The organism is Paenibacillus sp. MCAF9, from assembly GCF_052114265.1.
GTDB lineage: Bacteria > Bacillota > Bacilli > Paenibacillales > Paenibacillaceae > Pristimantibacillus.
Genome location: NZ_JBFREL010000033.1, coordinates 1 through 20,577, shown reverse-complemented (window position 1 = coordinate 20,577; position 20,577 = coordinate 1). Strand labels below are relative to the sequence as shown.

Genomic DNA, 20,577 nt, shown 5'->3' with positions numbered 1-20,577 from the left:
TAACGTATCGGCAGTTCTAATACGTTATGCTGCAATTTGCAAATAGCGTATGATAAAGAGCGATTAGAACTCGTCGGTTGGACAATAAAAGTGATGGATGTTAAGCTGACGATAGGGCCTCGGATGATCAGAATCACACTTGTAAAAGGCGACTGGAGTCTAATTTGGCTTAAGTTGAAAAAGATTGTAATTGTTGTTTGAGGGAGTTCTGTGGCAATGAAAAAATTAAGTATTTTGGACGTCGTTGCGAAGTCGGGCGTGTCGCTCGCTACGGTCTCGAAGGTGCTGAACAACGCGCCGACGGTTAGAGAGAGCAATCGACAGAAAGTATTGCAAGCGATAAAAGAATTGGACTACAGACCTAACTCTGCTGCTCGAAGCTTAGCGCGAGGTTCAACGGGTGTGATCGGGCTTATGCTCGTCACGCTGCAGGATACTGTGTTCGATGGTATCGTCCAGTCTGTGAACGAATATCTTGAGGATCAAGGGTACTTCTTGGCCTTATCCGTATATAACCCAGAGAAATACGATTCGGAGCACATCCTGTTCCAAGAGGATCGTGTTGATGGTATTATCGTGCTTTCACCTCTGAATGAAAAGCATTATGTCTCAGAGCTGAGGAAAAAGGGTATCCCGTTTGTTATCATTGACAACCACATCGAGCAGACAAAAGCGCTGACCGTGAATGTCGATAATTTCAAAGGTGGGTACGAAGCAACGAAGCATCTGTTGGAACTTGGCCATACCCTTATTGGACATTTGACTGGTCCAGAGCATTTTCTAAGCGTACGCCAAAGAAAACAAGGGTTCGAGCGGGCATTGAAAGAGGCTGGTGTGCAGCCGTTAATTCTAACACACACGCGGTTCGGCATTCGGAACGGTTTTGAGGTTGCAAGGCAGTGGATAAGCTCAGGCCAGATTCCGACGGCAGTATTCGCTGGAGATGATGGACTTGCGTTCGGTTTAATGGAGGCACTGAAGAGTGAAGGCTATCGTATCCCCGAGGATATATCAATTATCGGCTATGATGATCAAGGTTTTGCGAATGAGATCCATCCTAGACTCACGACGATTCGCCAGCCAATGGAAGAGATGGGCAAGCAAGCCGCCCGTCAATTATTGAACTTAATTCGGGGATCGAAGCATAATTCGTCGATCTTGTTGCAGCCTGATTTGATTGTACGTGAATCTACTACTCGCCCAAATGTACCCCGATGAATGCAGCAGAAGCTTAAAAGGAATAAGCAAGTGGCTAAAGCAAGGAGCAGATCGAATTCGGGATCTGCTCTTGTTTAATTGGTGAAAATGTTGGAGTTAAATTAAAATTAACTAAAAGAAGCTTTGTATCGGCTAAGAAGTTAAGCCTATGCAGAGCTTTTTTTTGTGGATGATATTGACAATTCAAATCGATTCATTTAAATTAATGTTTAACGAATGTTAAATGACTTTTATATATTATTTAAATAACATTAAACAAATACTTAACGAAGTGTGGAGGCGTTCATTATTTTAGACTGGGAAATAGCAGCCAAAAGATTGCATTTTTCTTATCATGAGCCTATTGAATTTTTAGTCACGATGAAATTTGTTGCGCAATTCGAGCATATGAAAGCATTCGCGCGCGAGATCCATTTTACACTGGATGACGAAATGATTCGTATGGCGGAGACCGCGAATGCGAGCATGAGCAATTATGTGAAAGCGGAGATAGCTGCTCTGTTTGGTGACAACATGTTTAAAGAGCGGCTTGACTATGTCATGGTTATGCTGTTTGTAGAGGAACGAGACAAGCTGAATAGTTCTGAGGATTTTCTGGCGTTTTACCGTGACAAGCCTGCAAGCGAGCTCGTCTTCCATCTGGCAGCTGCGAAATATAATGACGAGAACATGGAATGGACGAAGGGGAGGGACTGGGGAGCCATCTCGAAGGATGCGGAGCTGCTTTACGAGCTCGCCTCGGGATGTGAGCTGCCTGATCAAGCGGAGCATGCGGCACTGCTGGAACATATTCGATTTTCTGAGGAATACAAACAGCGGACTCTGTTTATAATGGAGCAGTTTCATCGTTATGCCTATATGCCTATGCGAGGTCGCTTGAAGGAGCTTGGCGAAGCTGGAGCTGTGAAATATCGTGCCTTATTTGATGAACAGCCAGAGTCCGCGATCCGCGATATTACGAAGATGGATGTTGATCTGGTCGATAAAGAGACAGCCGTGCATGTGAGTTATTTTTCGCAGGTGCGTGTTGGCATTCATCGTGATGACCGTGAAGGACATTCCCATTTGGTGGTGATTGGAATCAACAATGACGCTTTTGCATGGCGTAACGAGGATCAAGAGACGATTGAGCGTTTCTTGAAGGTTATTGCCGATAGGCGAAGGCTGGAATTGATTGAGCTGCTTCGCCATAAAAATTACTATGGCAATGAGCTTGCTCAGGAAATGGGCTTAACGCCTGCTGCTATAAGCTATCATACGAATATGTTGTTTGATCTTAATCTCATTCAGCTGATTCGAGTAGATAATCGCATCTATTATGAGCTCGACAAAGAAAAAATCGCTTATTACTGGGAGCAAACAAGGCGTAAGCTGCTGCCGTAATCCATAAGGGAGTGAATGAGATTGGGTGAGTATGTATACGAGCTAAAGGGAGTTAGTCAGGTATATAAGAAAGGCAAAACGATGGTCACAGCCAATAATGATATCTCGCTTACGATTCGTGAAGGAGAGATACTTGGCGTGCTCGGCCCGAATGGGGCGGGCAAGTCGACGCTCATTAAACAAATGGTCGGTCAATTGAAGCCTACCAAAGGGCAGGTTTTGTTTTGCGGCGAGGATGTGATTAAGAATACGCGTCACGTATCCGGCATGGTGGCCTATTACGCGCAGGAGCCGCATGTGCTGTCAGCGCTGAAAGTGCACGAAGCGCTTTCTTTTACGGGCAGGCTAAGAGGGATGCCAGCATCAGAAGCAGAAAAGCAGGCGAAGGAATTATTGGAGCAATTTGATATGGCGGATGTAAGAAACAAGCTGCTGAAGCAGCTGTCCGGGGGACAGAAACGATTGATCGGTATTGGCACAGCACTAATTGGCCGTTCACCTGTGCTTATTTTTGATGAACCTACCAATGAGCTTGATCCGAAAAAAAGGCGGCTCGTTTGGAATTTAATCCAGGAGCGCAACCGCGAAGGCGCGACGATTATTTTGGTCACGCATAATGTGCTGGAGGCTGAGCAGGTTGTAGACAGAGCGGCTGTCATCAATCATGGCAGGCTGCTGGCGATTGATCATATAGCAACGTTAAAGCAGAAGGTTGACCAGCGCTTGAAGTTTGAGCTTACGACAGAGAATGGGCGCCGTGCCGAAGCGGCTGCCGCCCTTCATCATTACGGGATCGTGCAGGAGAGCGGGGAGAATCGTTTGCTGCTGCTAGTTGAGAAGAATGCTGCGGGCAGAGTACTAGAGTATATTATCGACCATACAGAGCTGCCGATTTTGGAATATGCCGTTGTGCCTCCTAGCTTAGAGGATGTTTATTTCCATATTGATGACTTGGCGATGAAGGAGGTATCCGCATCATGAATGGAACACCACTTGGCTTACGGCACATGCAGGCAATACAACTATCTGGGCCGAAGCGATTATGGACGGAGCTGGAAATTTTATTCCGCATTCAATTCGCGCTAATACGTGACAGCTGGGTAATCGTCGTGCTGCTGGCAACGATGTTTCCGCTGACGACGATTTTATTTATGCGTTTCTTTATCGCTGACCCCGCCCCAGAGATGATGGTTCAGATTATTGCGGGCAATATGATATTTAGCGTCATTATTATGGGCTTAAACAGTATGGGGCAAGAAATATCGATGCAAAAGCATCAGGGACATTTTACATTTTATGCGTCGCTTCCAATCCGGAAAATAAACTTCGTAGCCGCTAATTTGCTGCGTGGGCTTATGAGCACGATTCCATCCTTCGTATTGCTGGGTGTCATTGGTTATTTTGTTTATGGCGTAGACCTTCATCTATCATGGGGTTTGCCAGTCGTTATGCTGCTGTCGCTGACGAGTGTGGTAGGGCTCGGTGTATGCATCGGCTTCTGGTCGCCGAATCAGCAGTTGACCAGTATGCTTGCTCAGCTGCTTATGATGGTTGTAACCTTCCTATCTCCAGTCATGGTAGAGCTCAATCAGCTGCCTAAAGCGCTGCAGGTCGTCTCGTATATTTTCCCTACAACTTATGCAGCGGACGCCATGCGCGTTGTTTTGCTTCATGGCTGGACACAAGGGGTCATGCTGGATTGCCTCATGATGCTTCTCTACACAGCTATGACAATGGTCATCGTTAATCGACTGGTCAGCTGGCGAGTTTAATATGTAAAAAAAGGCTGCCCTGCACAGGTTGTGAAAACCTTGCGGAGGCAGCCTTTTGAATCTAACCATTATTCATTCCTTTTGTAATGCGAGGGTGTCATGCCTGTTAGTTTCTTGAACATACGGTGAAAATGCGGAAGGCTTTCAAAGCCGCATTGCTCGGCTATTTCTGCAATATTGGCATCGCTCTCCATTAATAGCTCTTTAGCGCGAATAATTCGTTTGGTCGTGACATATTCCGTAACGTTCATGCTGGTTAGTTTTTTGAAAACACGTGAAAAATGAGCGGGCGTAACCGATGCGCGTTTGGCAAGCTGCGACAAGCCAAGAGGACTGCCTGGATGCTCATCGATATAGGTTAATACAGCGGTCATCCAGCTTGGAGCGGATGAGGATACCGTTTGGCCTTCTTCAGAGGGAGCGAGGATTCGCCCGAGGAACAGCAATATTTGCTGGAGATGAAGAAGGATAGCTAGACGATTGCCTGGCAGCTTGTCCATTTCCTCCAAATGTATCCGATCGATTAAATCGACTATTTGTTGTTTCTCTTCAGCAGATGCCTTCGACAGTTTGTACGCCTTATGGCGCTTGGCTTGCTCGAAGCAGCGCAAGTAGGAGAAAGGATCGCCAAGCGGCGGACTGTGCACGAGTGAAGCATTAAAGAAAAGCGCAGTTGATGTTTTCGGGTCATTCGAATCTGGAAAGGAGCGATGGATCGTGTTTCCGGGAATGAGGAAGATGTCGCCGGGAACAGCATCATAAAACGTCTGATCGATAAAGAACGTACCTTTGCCGCTATAAATATAAACGAGTTCATACCAATCGTGTATATGATCAGGCAATTCGTTTTGCGCGCTCTTGGTGTCACGATATACGCATTCAAACGGAAACGGTGTATGGGCATCGAACCTTTTACGATAGGGATTCATAGCTTTCCCTCAAACAAACCGAGCTGAGCGGTATCCTCATTCACTTTATGAATACTAATCGAACTACGCTGCTTTCCTTCGCTTTCCAAAATCCAAATGTTCTCATTAGAATCTGACCTCTCGATAAAACCATGTACACGATCAGCAATAAACGCTCGGAAAGAAAGATCGTATTGGAACTCCTTATTGTAAAGATTGTAGTGGGAGTTAATGATGTAATCTACATCTTCTAATTGAAACGGACGGATCATCCGATCACCTTTTCCATTCTATTTTAAGTTTCAAAAAGCGCTAGTCCTCCTAGCGTCAGCCTGATTGTAACAAATATCAAAAAAGAGTACAAATATGCATGAATTGATTATTTCAGCTATCAATATTGTTTTTTATAATGAAGAGGAAGCTACTTTGTTAGAAAAGAGGCTGATGAGATGAGAATAGATTCGCATCAACATTATTGGAAGATTGAACGAGGGGATTACGGCTGGATCACACCAGACATTCCGGTGCTTTACCGCGATTTTTTGCCTCAGCATTTGGAGCCTCATCTAAATAAACATAAGCTGGACGGTACGATTGTTGTGCAGGCGGCAGCGACGCTTGCAGAAACGGATTATTTGCTGACATTAAGCGAGTCATCCGATACGATATTAGGCGTTGTCGCATGGCTGGATCTTGCCGATCCGGATTATCGCAATCATTACGAGCGTTTTGCGCAGCATCCGAAATGTGTAGGCTTCCGTGTCATGATTCAGGAGATGCCCGATGCGAATGCGATTTTGGCGCCAAGCTATTTGGAAGCGTTCACATATTTTGCAGACAAAGGAATACCGATAGATTTGTTAGTTGTGTCGCATCAGCTTACTCCTCTAGTTGAACTGCTGGATAAAGTGCCAGGCCTTCATGCGGTCATTGACCATATCGCGAAGCCTAGAATAAAAGCTGGGGAGCTTGAGCCTTGGAAAAGCCAGATTAGCCAAATGGCCGCTCATCCTAATCTATTTTGCAAGCTATCGGGAATGGTCACAGAGGCGGATCATGATAACTGGCAACCAGCTGATTTCTTGCCCTATATCGAGCATGCGCTCGAAGCATTTGGTTACAAGCGGGTCATGTTTGGCAGCGATTGGCCGGTCAGCTTGCTTGCGGCAAGCTACGACGAGGTTGTGTCCGTGCTGGAGCAGGCGCTGCCGCAGACATGGACGGAATTAGAGCGAGAGCGGTTGTTTGGACGAAACGCAAAGGAGTTTTATCGAATATGAATACTTTAAACGAGCAGCATTTAAATGAAGAACAGATACAGCAATATAGGGCAATAAAGCAAGCTAAGATTACGGTACTGCAAATTGGCGAAGGCAATTTTTTGCGCGGCTTTTTTGACTGGATGATTCAAGCTTGCAAGAATCAAGGCTTATACGAGGGTAGCATTGCGGTGACGCAGCCGCGTCCTGGAGGAAAACCAAAGATTGATGCGCTGGCAGAACAGGACGGTCTATATACGCTTGTTGTTCGCGGTTTGGAGAATGGTGCCAGCGTGGAGCGTACAGAGATTGTTTCTGTGTTTAGCAAAGTATTTGATCCGTATTCCAATTGGGATGAATATCTCGTTTTGGCCGAAAGCCCAGACTTGCAGGTTGTCGTATCCAACACGACGGAAGCGGGTCTTGTTTATCGACCGGAGGAGCTGATCGAGGGACAACCGATTCAGTCGTTTCCCGGCAAGCTGACACAGCTGCTGTACCGCAGGTTTAATTATTTTAAAGGCGATCCGAAGCGCGGCTTAGTATGCTTGCCTTGCGAGCTGCTGGAACGTAATGGCGATGAACTTCGCAGCTGTATTTTGCGCTATAGCGATGATTGGGGATATTCCAAAGAATTCAAAGATTGGGTTACTCAGCATAACCGTTTTCTGAACTCATTAGTCGATCGCATTGTTACGGGTTATCCCGATGCAGCGCAGGCCGAAGCTTGGTTTGGTGAATGGGGCTACTCCGATTCCATGCTGAGCACAGCAGAGCCGTATCATTTATGGGCGATTGAGACAGGACCGGAGCTGGATGAGCTGCTTCCGCTGCGCAAGGCGGGTCTGAACGTACATTATGTCGAGGATTTGAAGCCTTTCCAGCTAAGAAAGGTACGAATTTTGAATGGTGCGCACACGTTAATGACGCCGCTTGGCTTGCTGCATGATATGGAGCAGGTGCGGGAAGCGATGGAGGATACAGTGCTTGGTTCTCTGGTGAGAGCAACAGTAGAGACGGAAATTATCCCTTCACTTGCCATTTCTGAAGAGGAGCTGCACGCCTATGCACAGGATGTTTATGAACGTTTTCTTAATCCGTTCATTCGTCATCGACTTGCGGATATTGCGATGAACAGCTTAAGTAAATTTAAAGTGCGTCTGCTTCCATCCCTGCTTCATTATGCGGAAGATGGTAATATGCTGCCAACTGGGCTTATACAAGGTTTTGCTGGTTTGCTGCGGTATTACAAAGTAATACTTGGTGAGACGGGTTACGAAGGGAAAACGTTAAGCGGATTGCCGTACGTGGTGAGGGATGATGCTGGCTTGCTAGCTATCATTGCGTCTGTATGGGCGGAAGCGAAAGAGCAGAAATGGCCGCTGGAGCAGACCGTATCTAGACTGCTGCACTTGGAAAACGTGTGGGGATGTGATTTGGCGTCACTATGGCCAGAACTGGCAGCTGCGGTAAGCGCGAGCATAGAGGAAATGGAGCGAGTAGCGAATGAATAGCTGGATTCGATTGCATGAGGACGATCATGTCGTTATTGCGCTGCAGTCATTTGCAAAAGGGGATAAGCTGACGCTTGAGTCGGGGCTAGTTCTTGAGCTGCAAGATGAGGTGCCGAAGGGTCATAAGGTGCTGACGCGAGCTGCTCGCAAAGGGGAGCATGTACTCAAGTTTGGTTACTCGATTGGAGTTGCGAAGGTAGATATTGAGCCAGGCAGCTGGATTCATACCCATAACATGGGGACGGGCTTAAAAGGAGTTCTCGATTATTCGTATGAGCAGACTACGTCGCCAGCAGAAGTGAAAGCAGCATCGCGTGATGCTGATCGTACCTTTCAAGGCTTTATTCGCGAGAATGGCGATGTCGGTATACGGAATGAAATTTGGATTATTAACACGGTCGGCTGCATTAATAAAACCTGTGAGATTGTAGCAAGAAAAGCACATGCGCTTTATGAAGGACATGTGGATGGGGTGTACCATTTTGCGCATCCGTTCGGCTGCTCGCAGCTTGGCGATGATCTTGTGCACACACAGAAGCTGCTTGCCTCACTCGTAAACCATCCGAACGCAGCGGGCGTACTCGTTATCGGCTTAGGCTGTGAGAACAATCAGATTGATGCGTTCAAGCGGGCAATTGGCGAACATAGCGCGGAACGAGTAAAGTTTCTCAAGTCGCAAGAGGCAGAGGATGAGATCGAGGACGCGCTGGGACTGGTAGAAGAGCTCGTAAGTTATGCAAAACGATTCAAGCGCGAGCCGGTTTCCGTATCGAAGCTGAAGCTTGGCCTGAAATGCGGCGGCTCGGATGGCTTGTCCGGCATAACGGCGAATCCACTCGTAGGGGCGGTATCGGATCGTTTGATCGAAGCGGGCGGTACAGCTATATTGACCGAGGTGCCGGAGATGTTCGGCGCGGAGACGATATTAATGAGTCGTGCAGCAAATGAGCAGGTTTTTCACAAAATTGTTCATTTAATAAACGATTTCAAGCAATATTTTATAAAGCATGATCAAGAGATTTATGAGAATCCATCGCCCGGCAATAAGGCAGGGGGCATTAGTACATTAGAGGAAAAATCACTCGGCTGTACTCAAAAGGGCGGACACGCTATTGTAAGGGATGTTGTGCCTTATGGGGAGCGCGTTACGAGCAACGGTCTCAATTTATTAGAAGCACCTGGCAATGATCTGGTATCGGTTACGGCGTTATCAGCCGGAGGAGCGCATATCGTGCTGTTCACGACAGGACGGGGAACGCCGTTTGGCGGGCCGGTTCCAACGGTGAAGATTGCGACGAATAGTGAGCTTGCTGCCCGCAAGAAAAACTGGATCGACTTTAACGCAGGTGAGCTGCTTGAGAGCAAAAGCATGGAGACGCTGACCGATGAGCTGTGGGAGCAACTAATCAGCTTAGCTTCAGGCGAAGTGCAAACCCACAATGAGCGGAACGGGTTTAAGGAAATCGCGATTTTTAAAGACGGCGTTATTTTGTAAAAGCGGCGGCGAACGGTGATAGACGGCAATAACAGATTGATTCTCAAAATCGGAGTGGATATAAATGAAATATCGTAAACTTGGCAAGACGGGACTCGAGGTGTCAGCTCTCAGCTTTGGCGCATCCTCGCTAGGTTCTGTATTTCGAGAGACGGACGAAGCAGAAAGCATTCGTACCGTGCATACTGCGGTGGATATGGGCATTAATCTGATCGACGTTTCGCCGTATTATGGCTTAACGAAAGCGGAGACGGTTCTGGGCAAGGCGATAACTGAGATTGCGAGAGATCGGTTTATTCTGACAACGAAGGCTGGAAGGTATGGCGCGGACGAGTTCGACTTCTCGGAGCAGCGTATCATCCGCAGTGTGGATGAAAGCCTGGCTAGGCTGCAGACGGATTATATCGATATATTGTTTTTGCATGATATTGAATTTGTTCCCTTCGAGCAAGTTGCAGAGGGTGCGTTCTTAGCACTCGATAAGCTGAAACAGCAGGGTAAAATCCGATACTTGGGCGTTTCTGGACTCCCGCTTGCTGTATTTGAGAAATCGCTGGCGTATACCGAGCTCGATGCTGTACTTTCTTATTGCCATTATTCTTTAAATGATACCTCTTTGCTGGAGCTATTGCCGCTTCTGGAGCAAAAGCAGGTTGGGCTTGTTAGTGCATCGCCGCTTTCGATGGGCTTGCTTGGCAATCGCGCAGTTGCGAGCTGGCATCCTGCTGGTGAACAGATACGTGCTTTATGTGCGAAAGCCGCCGAGTATTGTGCTGCTAAGGGCGAGGATATCGCCAAGCTGGCTGTACAATTCGCTACGGCGAATGAACGAATCCCAACAACGCTGGTGAGTACAGCTAATCCGGCTAATATCCGTAAAAACATAGAATGGACGGACGAGCCGATTAATGAACATCTGCTGCGAGAGGTTCTTGCTATATTGGAGCCGATTCATAACCTTAGCTGGAAAAGTGGAAGAGAAGAATATAATACGAGAATCGACGTATAAGGGAGAGCTGCAGGGTGAGAGCAATCGTATGTGAACAAATCGATCAGCTAAGGCTGGTTGAGCAAGAGGAGCCTGTCCTGCAGCCGGGGACTGCAGTCGTTCGAATTCGGAGAATAGGCATTTGCGGAACTGACCTGCATGCATATAAAGGAAATCAACCTTTCTTCTCTTATCCACGCGTGCTGGGTCATGAGCTGGCTGGCATCGTTGAGCAGGTGGATGATCAGCAAGGTAATATAAAAGTGGACGATCAGGTTAGCATCATTCCATATATGCACTGCGGGACATGTATTGCATGCCGCAATGGGAAAACGAATTGCTGCACGGACATGAAGGTGCTAGGCGTGCATATTGATGGCGGCATGCGCGAGTTGGTTGTCGTACCGACTACGCATTTGCTCGTGACGAACGACCTGACGCTTGATCAATCGGCCGTGCTGGAGCCGCTGAGCATTGGCGCGCATGCCGTTCGCCGCGCGGAGCTTCGAGCTGGCGAAACGGTGCTCGTTATTGGCTCTGGGCCAATTGGTCTTGGTGTTATGGCTTTTGCCAAACATCGCGGTGCGCGGGTGATCGCAATGGATATTCAGGAGGAACGCCTAGCCTTTTGCAAGCAATGGGCGAAGGTGGATGAGACGGTTAATGCTCGGGAAGGCGCTGCGGCGAAAATTTCAGAATTAACAAATGGAGAGTTTCCAACTGTTGTATTCGATGCTACCGGCAGCGCAAGATCGATGAGCGATGCATTTAGTTTTGTTGCACACGGAGGCAAGCTTGTATATGTTGGCCTCGTCAAAGCAGAGCTTTCCTTCAACGATCCTGAGTTTCACAAGCGGGAGATGACGTTAATGGGAAGCCGAAATGCGACTACTGAGGACTTCTCAGCAGTTCAAGAAGCTGTGCGAAGCGGCAGCATTGATGTGGCTAGTTTCATTACGCATCGTGTGCCGTTTGCGGAAATGATCAACTACTTCGACAGCTGGCTGAAGCCAGAATCAAAGGTTATTAAAGCGATTGTGGAATTATAGCCAAGATATCGCAACTATTATAGAAAGTCCGGTCAACAGGCGCTGGTGCCTTGAGCCGGGCTTTTTACGTGTTGGTGTGCAGTGGCGATGCTGCTTGGTAATGAATGATTATAATCATTTTGTGCGTTGACAAAATGTATACCCAGAATTATGATAGGTAGCCAACTGCCAAAAAATAGGTTGCTTAAAGGGGTTTAACAAACAGAAACGAGGAGGGAACAACGATGCTAAAAACAGAAAAAGCTGCGGAAGCTGATAGGCCATCGCAGCAGATGAGCGAACAGGCTCGCAAGCAAGCGGACAAAGGAAAACAGAAGGCTGAGCTGAATGAGTCAAAAAGCTCCTACATTTGGGCGCTAAAGTTTTTGACGCCTTATAAGAAGCAAATCGCAGCTCTTGCGGTCTGCGGTACGATGGCGGTGCTCGGGGAAACATTAACGCCAAAGATGATACAATATGTTATCGATCATGTCGTAGTCAACAAGGATACCTCGCTTTTTATGATGATTTTGGGAGCTCTTGTAGCTATTAATTTGCTCATGCTTATCGCCAAAAATTATCGTAATCTATTGCAGCGGACGATAGGAGAGCTTGCCTCTCGCGATATGCAAACGGCGATTTTCAAGCATTTGCGCAAGCTCGGCTTTGCTCATTACGAGCGGCACCCTGCGGGAGAGACGCTGTCGATGTTCAACTCCGAGGTAGCTTCGGTTCAGAAAATATACCGCAATGTCCTTCCGAGCGTCATCGAAAACTTGCTTTTTATAGCAGTAGCTATTTGTTTGCTGCTCAGCATTAGCGGCTGGTTATGCCTCATCATGCTGCCAACATTCGGGCTTTATTATTTGTTTGGTCCTTATTTTGAACGGAAAGCTTCCCTTTACGGGAGAGAGTCCGGTCAATCACGAATTGCTTATAATCAATCGGTTTACGAAAGCATCTCCGGCTTGCGCGAATTTCGAGCTTTCGGCTCGCAGCCCTGGTACCATGGACGGACGCTCGGAAAACATAAAGAGTGGTCGCATGTTTACTTGCTCGCTGCTACGTATAGCTTCGGGCGAGGCAGCTTTCGGCGGTTCACATTTTATTTGGGCGCCATTGCATTATTTATTGCGGGCTACTACTCTCTCCAAAATAATTGGATTACGTTAGGCGGTTTTATCGCCTTTACCCTCTTATACATGACGACGATGTTCCGCCTCACGCTGCTCGTCACCCAGCTTACGGAACAGAAGCTTATCATCCACCAAACGATTCCGCTATATAGATTCATGCACAAAGAAATTGAGATTGATGATCCGGCCGATCCGATCGCTCTTGAAGAGGTTCGCGGCGGACTTACGTTCGAGGATGTTTACTTTCAGTATCCGGAGCAGCCTCCTGTTATTAACGGATTCTCGCTCACCATCAAGCCTGGAGAGAAGGTCGCCTTTGTAGGGGCAAGCGGCAACGGCAAGACTACGATGTTTAAAATGATTGGGCGTTTTTACGATCCGACTGCCGGCATGATTAAGCTGGATGGTGTTCCAATTCAGGAAATGACGCTAGAGCGTTTGAGAGAGTCGATCGGTTATGTATTCCAAGAAACCTATCTGTTCGGATCTTCTGTCAAAGAGAATATTCGATTCGGGAAACCAGAAGCAAGCGACGAAGAAGTGGTTGCAGCCGCCAAAGCTGCATATGCGCATGATTTCATTATGCAGCTGCCCGAAGGCTACGATACGCTCGTTGGCGAGCGAGGCATGAAGCTCTCTGGCGGACAGAAGCAGCGAGTATCGATTGCGCGGATGTTTGTGAAGCAGCCAGCTATTATTTTGCTCGATGAGGCGACCTCGTCTCTAGATAATGTAAGTGAATATGAAGTGCAGCGAGCGCTTGATGAAGTACTGGTTAACCGTACGACGATTGCGATTGCACACAGGCTGTCGACAGTGAAGCATTTTGATAAAATCGTTGTCATTCACGAGGGCCGCGTTGCGGAGGCAGGAAGCTATGAAGAGCTGATTGCACGCAAAGGGCTGCTGTATGAACTGGAAATCGGGCAATCCGAAGCAGCGGAAGAGAGGGTGGCACATGAAGTATCTTAAAATCTTTTGGTCGAACTCCGTCATGCTGAGAGGCACTTATCTCATTGTGCTGCTCTATCTCGCGCTGGAGTCTGTATCCAATTATACGATTGTATATGTTCAAAAAATATTAATTGATGACGTGTTTACGGAAGGCAAGTATGAGCTGATGCCGATTGTCATCTCCATATTCGCGCTTGCAGGTCTCATCTACTCGCTAATGTTTACGATGACGAGCCGAAGTCTCGTTCGCAATGAGTTTGCAGTCAGCCGCTCTTTGCTCTCCCGAATGCTGAAGCGGCTTGAAGGTGTTCCAGTCGAACGGTTCCAAAATGAGCGAACCGGCAAATACGTATATTCGTTCACGCAGGATCTGTTCGTCTCGGCTAGCGTGATGGGCTGGCAGATTCCGCGCGGTATACAGGAGACGTTAAACCTTTGCATATTGATGACGATCATTGGCATTTCCAGCCCTATTTTGCTGCTTATGATTGTGGGGCTTTGTACCATTTACGTTCTTATTGGCTTTTACTTCACCCCCAAGCTAAAGGAGCAAGCCAAAAAAGTGGCGGAGAAACGTACGGCGCTGCTCATACAAATTGAAGAGGGAGTAGCCTCTACACGAGAAGTGGTTGCTTATCACCGATTGAAGTGGGAAATGAAGCTTTACGATAAAATGTTTGCGGAATACTTTGAGCAGGTAATGGCTGAAGGAAAACTCGTAAATCGGCAAATTCGCTACAGCGACCCGATGAAATGGGGCATTGGCATTCTTGTGCTTGGCTACTGCGGTATGCAGCTTATTCATGAACAAATGTCGATCGGAACGTTCGTCATCTTGTTTCAGTTTTCTACGCAAATGTCGGATTCCTTCTATAATCTATTTCAATTTATTATGGGCATGTCGTCGCAGCTTGCTAACGTGGACAGGGTTCAGCGTATTTTGGAGATGGAGCAGCAAGATAAGGGTCAAAAGAGTATAGCGGGACCGATTGAGCAGTTGTCCTTTAAAGATACGAGCTTTCGCTATTCACCAGAGCTGCCGGAGGTCATTCGCAGATTTTCGGCTGATCTGCCGATCGGAAGCAAAATTGCTTTTGTAGGGACGAGCGGGGGAGGCAAATCAACCATTGCTCAGCTATTGGTTCGTTTCTTTGATGCGCCGAAGGGGACTTTTAAGCTGAACGATATGGACGCCCAAATCTTCAACCGCGAGCAGTGGGCGAGTAAGGTGTCTGTTGTATTCCAAGACCCGTATATGTTCTCTGATACCATTCGTGAAAACCTGATGTTAGGCAGAGACGAGGTAACCGAAGCGGATGTGGAGGAAGCTTGCCGTATCGCCCAGATTCATGATTTTATTCTGGGGCTGCCTGACGGTTATGACACGAATATTGGAGAGAGGGGCATCAAGCTATCCGGTGGACAGCGTCAACGTATTGCCATTGCACGGGCAATTGTCAGTGATCCGGAAGTTTTGGTGCTGGACGAAGCGACGTCAGCGCTCGATCTAGAGACAGAGCGTCAGCTGCTGGCTGGCCTAGAAGCAAGACGGAAGGGGCTGACAACAATTATGATCGCACATAGGTTGTCCACTATCGAGAATGCAGACGTGATCTTCGTTATGGATCAAGGATCGTTAGCCGAGACCGGCACCCATAAAGAGCTTCTCGCCACAGGCAAGGTGTATCAACAGCTGCTCATGGCGCAGCATTAGATGCAATTTATGAAGCAGCATGTAAGTTAGGCTGTTATGGAGATAGAGCTGGAATCTAGATTTAGATTTCAGCTCTATTTTTAATATGTTTTTACTTTTGAGGTTCATTGACGAGATGAGCTGCTTGAATAAGACTAGTTTTTAGTTCTATTCGCGCCGAAATGGTGTTTTTGGTGAGAATAGAGCTAGTTTCTAGCTCTATTTCTGATCGGTTCACGCTTTAGAGGTGTTTTAACAAGTCGAGCTGCTTGAATAAGACTAGTTTTTAGTTCTAATTGCGCTGAAATGGTAATTTTGGTAAGAATAGAGCTAGTTTCTAGCTCTATTTCTAATCAGTTCGCACTTTAGAGGTGTTTTGTCGAGCCGAGCAGCATGGATAAGACTAGTTTTTAGTTCTATTTGCGCTGGATTGGTGATTTTGGTGAGAATAGAGCTAGTTTCTAGCTCTATTTCTGATCAGTTCACGCTTTAGAGGTGTTTTGACAAGTCGAGCTGCTTGAATAAGACTAGTTTTTAGTTCTAWTTGCGCTGRAWTGGTRATTTTGGTRAGAATAGAGCTAGTTTCTAGCTCTATTTCTGATCRGTTCACRCTTTAGAGGTACTTTGATGAGATGAGCTGCTTAGTTAAGACTAAATTCTAGCTCTATTTGCGCCGAAATGGTGATTTTGGTGAGAATAGAGCTAGTTTCTAGCTCTATTTCTGATGATTTCACGCTTTGGAGGTACTTTGACGAGCAGAGCAGCAAGTATAAGACTAGTTTTTAGTTCTATTTGCGCTGAAATAGTGGATTTGGTGAGAATAGAGCTAGTTTCTAGCTCTATTTCTGATCAATTCACGCTTTGGAGGTACTTTGACGAGCAGAGCAGCAAGTATAAGACTAGTTTTTAGTTCTATTTGCGCTGAAATAGTGGATTTGGTGAAAATAGAGCTATATTCTAGCTCTATTTCTGATCAGTTCACACTTTAGAGGCACATTGGCGAGATGAGCTGCTTGAATAAGACTAGATACTAGCTCTATCTGCACAGAAATAGTGAATTTGGTAAGAATAGCCCTACAAACCGCTAATTAGCTTCCCCGGACGGAGCATATCCATGTTCACCAACCCGTCACACCTCTGAGCTGTATAGAAATGTCCATCCCCCAAAACAGGAAAGTCCATTCCGATCATCTGAAAATCGTGTAACATAGTGAATGTTGCTGATAATGGTTATCATTGAGTGATGATAAGCGGAGGCAATGTATTTTTTTGATAATTAATGAGAATGATTATCTCTGATAATATTCGTGATGATTCGAGGATTGAGTATGAAGCTATGGTATCTTTTTGTCGTGCTTATTGTATTATCGATTACTTCTTTATTTATCGGAGTAAAAGACATCTCGCCGCTAGACTTGTTCAGTCTGACGGATGAGCAGCTTCAGGTTCTCACCATCAGCCGTTTTCCTAGGCTTATCAGTATTATTATTGCCGGCGTCGGCATGAGCGTTACTGGTTTGATTATGCAACAGCTAAGCCGCAACAAATTTGTATCGCCAACGACCGGCGGAACGGATGATTCCGCTAGACTCGGTATACTCGTTGCCTTAATGGTATTCCCATCGGCGAGTGCGCTTGAGAAAATGCTGATCGCGTTTGCTTTTGCACTCGCAGGAACCTATCTGTTCATGAAAATTCTCGATCGTCTGAAATTTAAAGATACGATATTCATTCCGCTGGTAGGATTGATGTTCGGTAACATCATCAGCTCTGTTACAACATTTTTTGCCTATAAAAATGATCTTATTCAAAACATCTCAGCTTGGCTGCAAGGCAGCTTCTCGCTTGTAATGAGCGGACGTTACGAGCTGCTGTATGTAAGCCTGCCGCTGCTCGTAGTAGCTTATCTCTACGCGAACAAGTTTACCATTGCAGGTCTTGGTGAAGAGTTTTCAACCAATTTGGGAATGAATCATAAGCTTGTCGTTAACATCGGGCTTGTAATTGTAGCTCTTGTATCGGTTATCGTCATTTTGACCGTCGGTACGCTGCCTTTCCTTGGCCTCATTATTCCGAATATCGTGACGCTTTATATGGGCGACAATTTGAAGAAAAACCTGTCGCACACGGCGGTGCTTGGAGCCATATTCGTACTGGTGTGCGATGTGCTTGGCCGCCTAATTATTTTTCCGTATGAAATTCCAATCGGACTCACGATCGGCGTTGTCGGAAGCATTATTTTTCTTTACTTGTTGATGAGGAGAAAGGCATATGAAGCTTAAACTAAGTTTGCTTGCGGTGCTTGGCGTCGCATTAATTGCCGTATTTTTGTTCATCGATCTTGGGACCCATTGGGATTATGCACTGCCAAGAAGATTGAAGAAGGTACTGGCGATTGTCGTAACCGGGGGCGCTATTGCTTACTCCACTATGATTTTTCAGACCATTACGAACAACCGTATTTTGACGCCGAGCATTATCGGGCTGGATTCCCTTTATATGCTGATTCAAACCTTCGTCGTTTTTACCTTTGGATCGATGAGTCTGCCAAGCACAAACAAGCATCTTAATTTTTTTATTACGATAGCGGCAATGATAGCATTCGCCCTGCTGCTCTATAAGTTTCTATTCAAAAAGGAAGGCAGAAATCTTTATTTCCTTCTATTAATAGGGCTAGTGATGGGCACATTGTTCGGGAGCATGTCGACGTTCATGCAGGTTCTTATTGATCCGAATGAATTTCTAATTGTACAGGGGAAAATGTTCGCGAGCTTCAATAACGTCAACACGGATCTGCTTATCATTTCAATCATCATCGTCGCTCTTGTAGCTATTTACGGCATGCGGCTAAGCAAATATTTTGACGTGTTGTCGCTGGGCAAGGAGCATGCAGTCAATCTTGGCATTCCTTATGATTATGTTGTCAAAAGAGTGCTCGTCATCGTCGCCATTCTGATCGCTGTATCCACGGCTTTAGTTGGCCCGATTACCTTCCTTGGACTGCTCGTTGTCAACGTAGCCTATCAGTTCATGAAGACCTATCGGCATAGCTATCTCATTCCAGGAGCGATACTCATCAGCATCATTTCACTCGTTGGCGGTCAACTGCTCGTAGAGCATGTGTTCACGTTTGAAACGACGATTAGCGTCATTATTAACTTCATCGGCGGAGCGTACTTTTTATATTTGCTGCTAAGGGAGAAGAAAGCATGATAGAGGTTAAAAATGTTTCCAAATCATATGGCGGCAAGCCGGTGATCGAGGATGTATCGATTCGGATTTCAAAGGGAAAGGTCACTTCGTTTATCGGACCGAACGGTGCAGGCAAGAGTACGCTTCTCTCTATGATTAGCCGTTTGTTAGCCAAGGACAGCGGTCAAGTGTTAATTGAGGGGAAGGAAGTAAGTAGCTGGAAAAGTGCTGATCTTGCCAAAAAAATATCGATCTTAAAGCAGTCGAATCATATTAATCTTCGTTTAACGGTTCGAGAGCTCGTCAGCTTCGGCAGGTTCCCTTATTCACAAGGCAAGCTGACAAAGGAAGATTGGCAGCAAGTAGATGAAGCCATTGCTTATATGGATCTTGTTGATTTGCAAGCCAAGTATCTTGATGAACTGAGCGGTGGACAAAACCAGCGTGCATTTATTGCGATGGTTATCGCTCAGAACACCGAATACATATTGCTGGATGAACCGCTCAACAACTTGGATATGAAGCACTCCGTCCAAATTATGAAGGTGCTGCGGCGGCTCGTTGAGGAGCTTGGCAAAACGGTCGTGCTCGTTATTCACGATATCAATTTCGCTTCTTGCTACTCCGATTATATCGTGGCGTTGAAGGATGGAAAGGTCGTCAAGGAAGGTTCAACCGAGACGATCATCGACAACGCCGTGCTTCAAGACATCTATGACATGGACATACCGATTGAACTCATAAACGGAAATCGTATCGGCGTCTATTTTAAGTAGTCATGCAAGATTTACCTACTTCCGGTTTTCAAGTTTTTCAATATAAAAAAATTGATTTAGGGGTGAATGTTTTGAAAAAATCTATACCTGTATTGGCTATTTTAGTCATTCTAAGCTTGGTGCTTGCAGCATGCGGCGCAAATAACAACGGAAATAAAGGCGCTAACAGCGCTACGAACACACCAGCATCTGAAACACCTGCAACAGATGCACCTACAGAAATTACAGTTAAACATCAGCTTGGCGAAACCGTTGTCCCTGTTAATCCTAGCAAGGTTGTCGTATTTGACTATGGTACTCTCGATACACTAGACAAGCTAGGTGTAGAGGTTGCTTCACTTCCGCAAGCTAGCGTTCCTGCATACCTTGAAAAATTTAAAGATGCAAAATACGTAAACGCAGGCAGCTTGAAAGAGCCGGACTTTGAGAAAATCAATGAAACTGCACCTGACTTGATCATTATTTCAGGTCGTCAACAGGATGCTTACGAAGAGCTTACGAAGATCGCTCCTACGATTTTTATGGGTGTGGACAATAAAAACTTCATGGAGTCCTTTACGACTAACGTGAAAACACTGGCTCAAATCTTCTCTAAAGAAGCTGAAGCAGATACAGAGCTAGCAGCAATTAATGATTCCATTAAAGCATTGAATGAAAAAGCAACAGCTTCTGGAAAAAATGGCCTTATTATTTTGGCAAACGAAGGTGCAATCAGCGCATATGGCAAAGCATCGCGTTTCGGTATCATTCATGATGTGTTTGGCATACCGGCTGTAGATGAGAACATTAAAGTTTCAACGCACGGCGACCCTGTAACGTTCGAATATGTAGCAGAGAAGGATGCTGATTACTTATTCGTAGTTGACCGCAATGCAGTGACAGAGGGATCAGGGGATGCACATTCCTCCGTTGAGAATGCTTTGGTGAAAAACACTAAAGCGTACAAAGAAGGAAATATCGTATATCTTAATCCAGACTTCTGGTACCTTTCCGGCGGCGGACTTATCTCTGTAGCGGAAATGGTTAAAGAAATTGACGCAGCGATAAAATAATACAGCAAGCATAGATGGACTATGAAGGCTGGTGCCTGCTTCCGCAACTGCGGCAGTAGTTGAACTGCACCCCGTCAAGTAGACAATATTAATAATAAAACCTGTTAAACGGCCTTAGTCCTAAACTCCATTGGACTGAGGCCGTTTAGTTTTGCCTGTAATCGTTCGTTATTGTAAAAGTGGATGTAGGCTTCAATGTCCCGTTCAAG

At 46.1% G+C, this 20,577-nt stretch carries 17 protein-coding genes and 1 pseudogene; 15 read left to right on the top strand and 3 right to left on the bottom strand.

All coding sequences use genetic code 11. The annotated features are described in order from the left end of the window. The first annotated feature begins 216 nt into the window (after positions 1 to 216). The 4 genes and pseudogenes from AB4Z45_RS28485 to AB4Z45_RS28470 all read left to right on the top strand — a co-directional run bounded on the left by AB4Z45_RS28485 (position 217) and on the right by AB4Z45_RS28470 (position 4,373). Positions 217 to 1,218: a LacI family DNA-binding transcriptional regulator gene (locus tag AB4Z45_RS28485; protein WP_441912753.1), complete on the top strand. Its 1,002-nt coding sequence runs from the start codon at positions 217 to 219 to the stop codon at positions 1,216 to 1,218. Between the two features lie 318 nt (positions 1,219 to 1,536). Continuing rightward, positions 1,537 to 2,601, top strand: a complete 1,065-nt coding sequence (locus AB4Z45_RS28480) for an ArsR/SmtB family transcription factor (RefSeq protein ID WP_441912752.1) — start codon at positions 1,537 to 1,539, stop codon at positions 2,599 to 2,601. Positions 2,602 to 2,706: 105 nt separating this feature from the next. Further along, a pseudogene (locus AB4Z45_RS28475) lies at positions 2,707 to 3,582 on the top strand (ABC transporter ATP-binding protein); the annotation flags it as partial. Further along, positions 3,579 to 4,373, top strand: coding sequence for an ABC transporter permease (locus AB4Z45_RS28470; protein ID WP_441912751.1), 795 nt, complete (start codon positions 3,579 to 3,581; stop codon positions 4,371 to 4,373). The pseudogene AB4Z45_RS28475 and the gene AB4Z45_RS28470, both read left to right, overlap by 4 nt. Positions 4,374 to 4,441: 68 nt before the next feature. Here the strand turns inward: AB4Z45_RS28470 and AB4Z45_RS28465 are convergent, their stop codons facing one another. After that, positions 4,442 to 5,302, bottom strand: a complete 861-nt coding sequence (locus AB4Z45_RS28465) for a helix-turn-helix domain-containing protein (RefSeq protein ID WP_441912750.1) — start codon at positions 5,300 to 5,302, stop codon at positions 4,442 to 4,444. After that, on the bottom strand, positions 5,299 to 5,553 hold the full coding sequence (locus tag AB4Z45_RS28460) for a hypothetical protein (RefSeq protein ID WP_441912749.1): 255 nt from the start codon (positions 5,551 to 5,553) through the stop codon (positions 5,299 to 5,301). The genes AB4Z45_RS28465 and AB4Z45_RS28460 overlap by 4 nt, the downstream gene beginning before the upstream one ends. A 177-nt stretch (positions 5,554 to 5,730) precedes the next feature. Here AB4Z45_RS28460 and AB4Z45_RS28455 point away from each other — a divergent pair, with 177 nt between their 5' ends. The 11 genes from AB4Z45_RS28455 to AB4Z45_RS28405 all read left to right on the top strand — a co-directional run bounded on the left by AB4Z45_RS28455 (position 5,731) and on the right by AB4Z45_RS28405 (position 20,368). Continuing rightward, on the top strand, positions 5,731 to 6,561 hold the full coding sequence (locus AB4Z45_RS28455) for an amidohydrolase family protein (RefSeq protein WP_441912748.1): 831 nt from the start codon (positions 5,731 to 5,733) through the stop codon (positions 6,559 to 6,561). Next, positions 6,558 to 8,054, top strand: a complete 1,497-nt coding sequence (locus tag AB4Z45_RS28450; RefSeq protein WP_441912747.1) for a tagaturonate reductase — start codon at positions 6,558 to 6,560, stop codon at positions 8,052 to 8,054. Before AB4Z45_RS28455 ends, AB4Z45_RS28450 begins: the two co-directional genes overlap by 4 nt. Next, complete coding sequence (locus AB4Z45_RS28445; protein WP_441912746.1) at positions 8,047 to 9,549, top strand: UxaA family hydrolase; 1,503 nt, start codon at positions 8,047 to 8,049, stop codon at positions 9,547 to 9,549. Before AB4Z45_RS28450 ends, AB4Z45_RS28445 begins: the two co-directional genes overlap by 8 nt. A gap of 64 nt (positions 9,550 to 9,613) precedes the next feature. Then, positions 9,614 to 10,558, top strand: a complete 945-nt coding sequence (locus tag AB4Z45_RS28440) for an aldo/keto reductase (protein ID WP_441912745.1) — start codon at positions 9,614 to 9,616, stop codon at positions 10,556 to 10,558. A 14-nt stretch (positions 10,559 to 10,572) separates the two neighbouring features. Continuing rightward, complete coding sequence (locus AB4Z45_RS28435; RefSeq protein ID WP_441912744.1) at positions 10,573 to 11,586, top strand: zinc-binding alcohol dehydrogenase family protein; 1,014 nt, start codon at positions 10,573 to 10,575, stop codon at positions 11,584 to 11,586. Between the two features lie 224 nt (positions 11,587 to 11,810). Further along, positions 11,811 to 13,673 (top strand): ABC transporter ATP-binding protein, encoded by a 1,863-nt coding sequence (locus tag AB4Z45_RS28430; protein WP_441912743.1) that lies wholly within the window; start codon positions 11,811 to 11,813, stop codon positions 13,671 to 13,673. Next, positions 13,660 to 15,369 carry an ABC transporter ATP-binding protein gene (locus tag AB4Z45_RS28425; RefSeq protein WP_441912742.1) on the top strand — a complete coding sequence of 570 codons (1,710 nt, stop codon included), beginning with the start codon at positions 13,660 to 13,662 and terminating at the stop codon, positions 15,367 to 15,369. Before AB4Z45_RS28430 ends, AB4Z45_RS28425 begins: the two co-directional genes overlap by 14 nt. A 1,307-nt stretch (positions 15,370 to 16,676) precedes the next feature. Next, a complete protein-coding gene (locus tag AB4Z45_RS28420) occupies positions 16,677 to 17,630 on the top strand; it encodes an ABC transporter permease (RefSeq protein ID WP_441912741.1) in 954 nt (317 codons plus the stop codon). Then, the gene (locus AB4Z45_RS28415) at positions 17,620 to 18,561 is read left to right on the top strand and encodes an iron chelate uptake ABC transporter family permease subunit (protein WP_441912740.1); all 942 of its coding nucleotides are present in this window, start codon (positions 17,620 to 17,622) and stop codon (positions 18,559 to 18,561) included. Before AB4Z45_RS28420 ends, AB4Z45_RS28415 begins: the two co-directional genes overlap by 11 nt. Further along, positions 18,558 to 19,316 carry an iron ABC transporter ATP-binding protein gene (locus AB4Z45_RS28410; RefSeq protein WP_441912739.1) on the top strand — a complete coding sequence of 253 codons (759 nt, stop codon included), beginning with the start codon at positions 18,558 to 18,560 and terminating at the stop codon, positions 19,314 to 19,316. Before AB4Z45_RS28415 ends, AB4Z45_RS28410 begins: the two co-directional genes overlap by 4 nt. Before the next feature lie 71 nt (positions 19,317 to 19,387). Further along, positions 19,388 to 20,368, top strand: coding sequence for a siderophore ABC transporter substrate-binding protein (locus AB4Z45_RS28405; RefSeq protein WP_339204896.1), 981 nt, complete (start codon positions 19,388 to 19,390; stop codon positions 20,366 to 20,368). Between the two features lie 104 nt (positions 20,369 to 20,472). Here AB4Z45_RS28405 and AB4Z45_RS28400 read toward each other — a convergent pair whose 3' ends face one another. Further along, complete coding sequence (locus tag AB4Z45_RS28400) at positions 20,473 to 20,565, bottom strand: IS3 family transposase (RefSeq protein WP_441880815.1); 93 nt, start codon at positions 20,563 to 20,565, stop codon at positions 20,473 to 20,475. Positions 20,566 to 20,577 lie beyond the last annotated feature (12 nt).

Coding starts and splice junctions, on each gene's coding strand:
- AB4Z45_RS28455 (WP_441912748.1), top strand. CDS start 5,731: ATGAGAATAGATTCGCATCAACATTATTGGAAGATTGAACGAGGGGAT.
- AB4Z45_RS28470 (WP_441912751.1), top strand. CDS start 3,579: ATGAATGGAACACCACTTGGCTTACGGCACATGCAGGCAATACAACTA.
- AB4Z45_RS28445 (WP_441912746.1), top strand. CDS start 8,047: ATGAATAGCTGGATTCGATTGCATGAGGACGATCATGTCGTTATTGCG.
- AB4Z45_RS28450 (WP_441912747.1), top strand. CDS start 6,558: ATGAATACTTTAAACGAGCAGCATTTAAATGAAGAACAGATACAGCAA.
- AB4Z45_RS28440 (WP_441912745.1), top strand. CDS start 9,614: ATGAAATATCGTAAACTTGGCAAGACGGGACTCGAGGTGTCAGCTCTC.
- AB4Z45_RS28465 (WP_441912750.1), bottom strand. CDS start 5,302: ATGAATCCCTATCGTAAAAGGTTCGATGCCCATACACCGTTTCCGTTT.
- AB4Z45_RS28460 (WP_441912749.1), bottom strand. CDS start 5,553: ATGATCCGTCCGTTTCAATTAGAAGATGTAGATTACATCATTAACTCC.
- AB4Z45_RS28415 (WP_441912740.1), top strand. CDS start 17,620: ATGAAGCTTAAACTAAGTTTGCTTGCGGTGCTTGGCGTCGCATTAATT.
- AB4Z45_RS28420 (WP_441912741.1), top strand. CDS start 16,677: ATGAAGCTATGGTATCTTTTTGTCGTGCTTATTGTATTATCGATTACT.
- AB4Z45_RS28430 (WP_441912743.1), top strand. CDS start 11,811: ATGCTAAAAACAGAAAAAGCTGCGGAAGCTGATAGGCCATCGCAGCAG.
- AB4Z45_RS28425 (WP_441912742.1), top strand. CDS start 13,660: ATGAAGTATCTTAAAATCTTTTGGTCGAACTCCGTCATGCTGAGAGGC.
- AB4Z45_RS28410 (WP_441912739.1), top strand. CDS start 18,558: ATGATAGAGGTTAAAAATGTTTCCAAATCATATGGCGGCAAGCCGGTG.
- AB4Z45_RS28485 (WP_441912753.1), top strand. CDS start 217: ATGAAAAAATTAAGTATTTTGGACGTCGTTGCGAAGTCGGGCGTGTCG.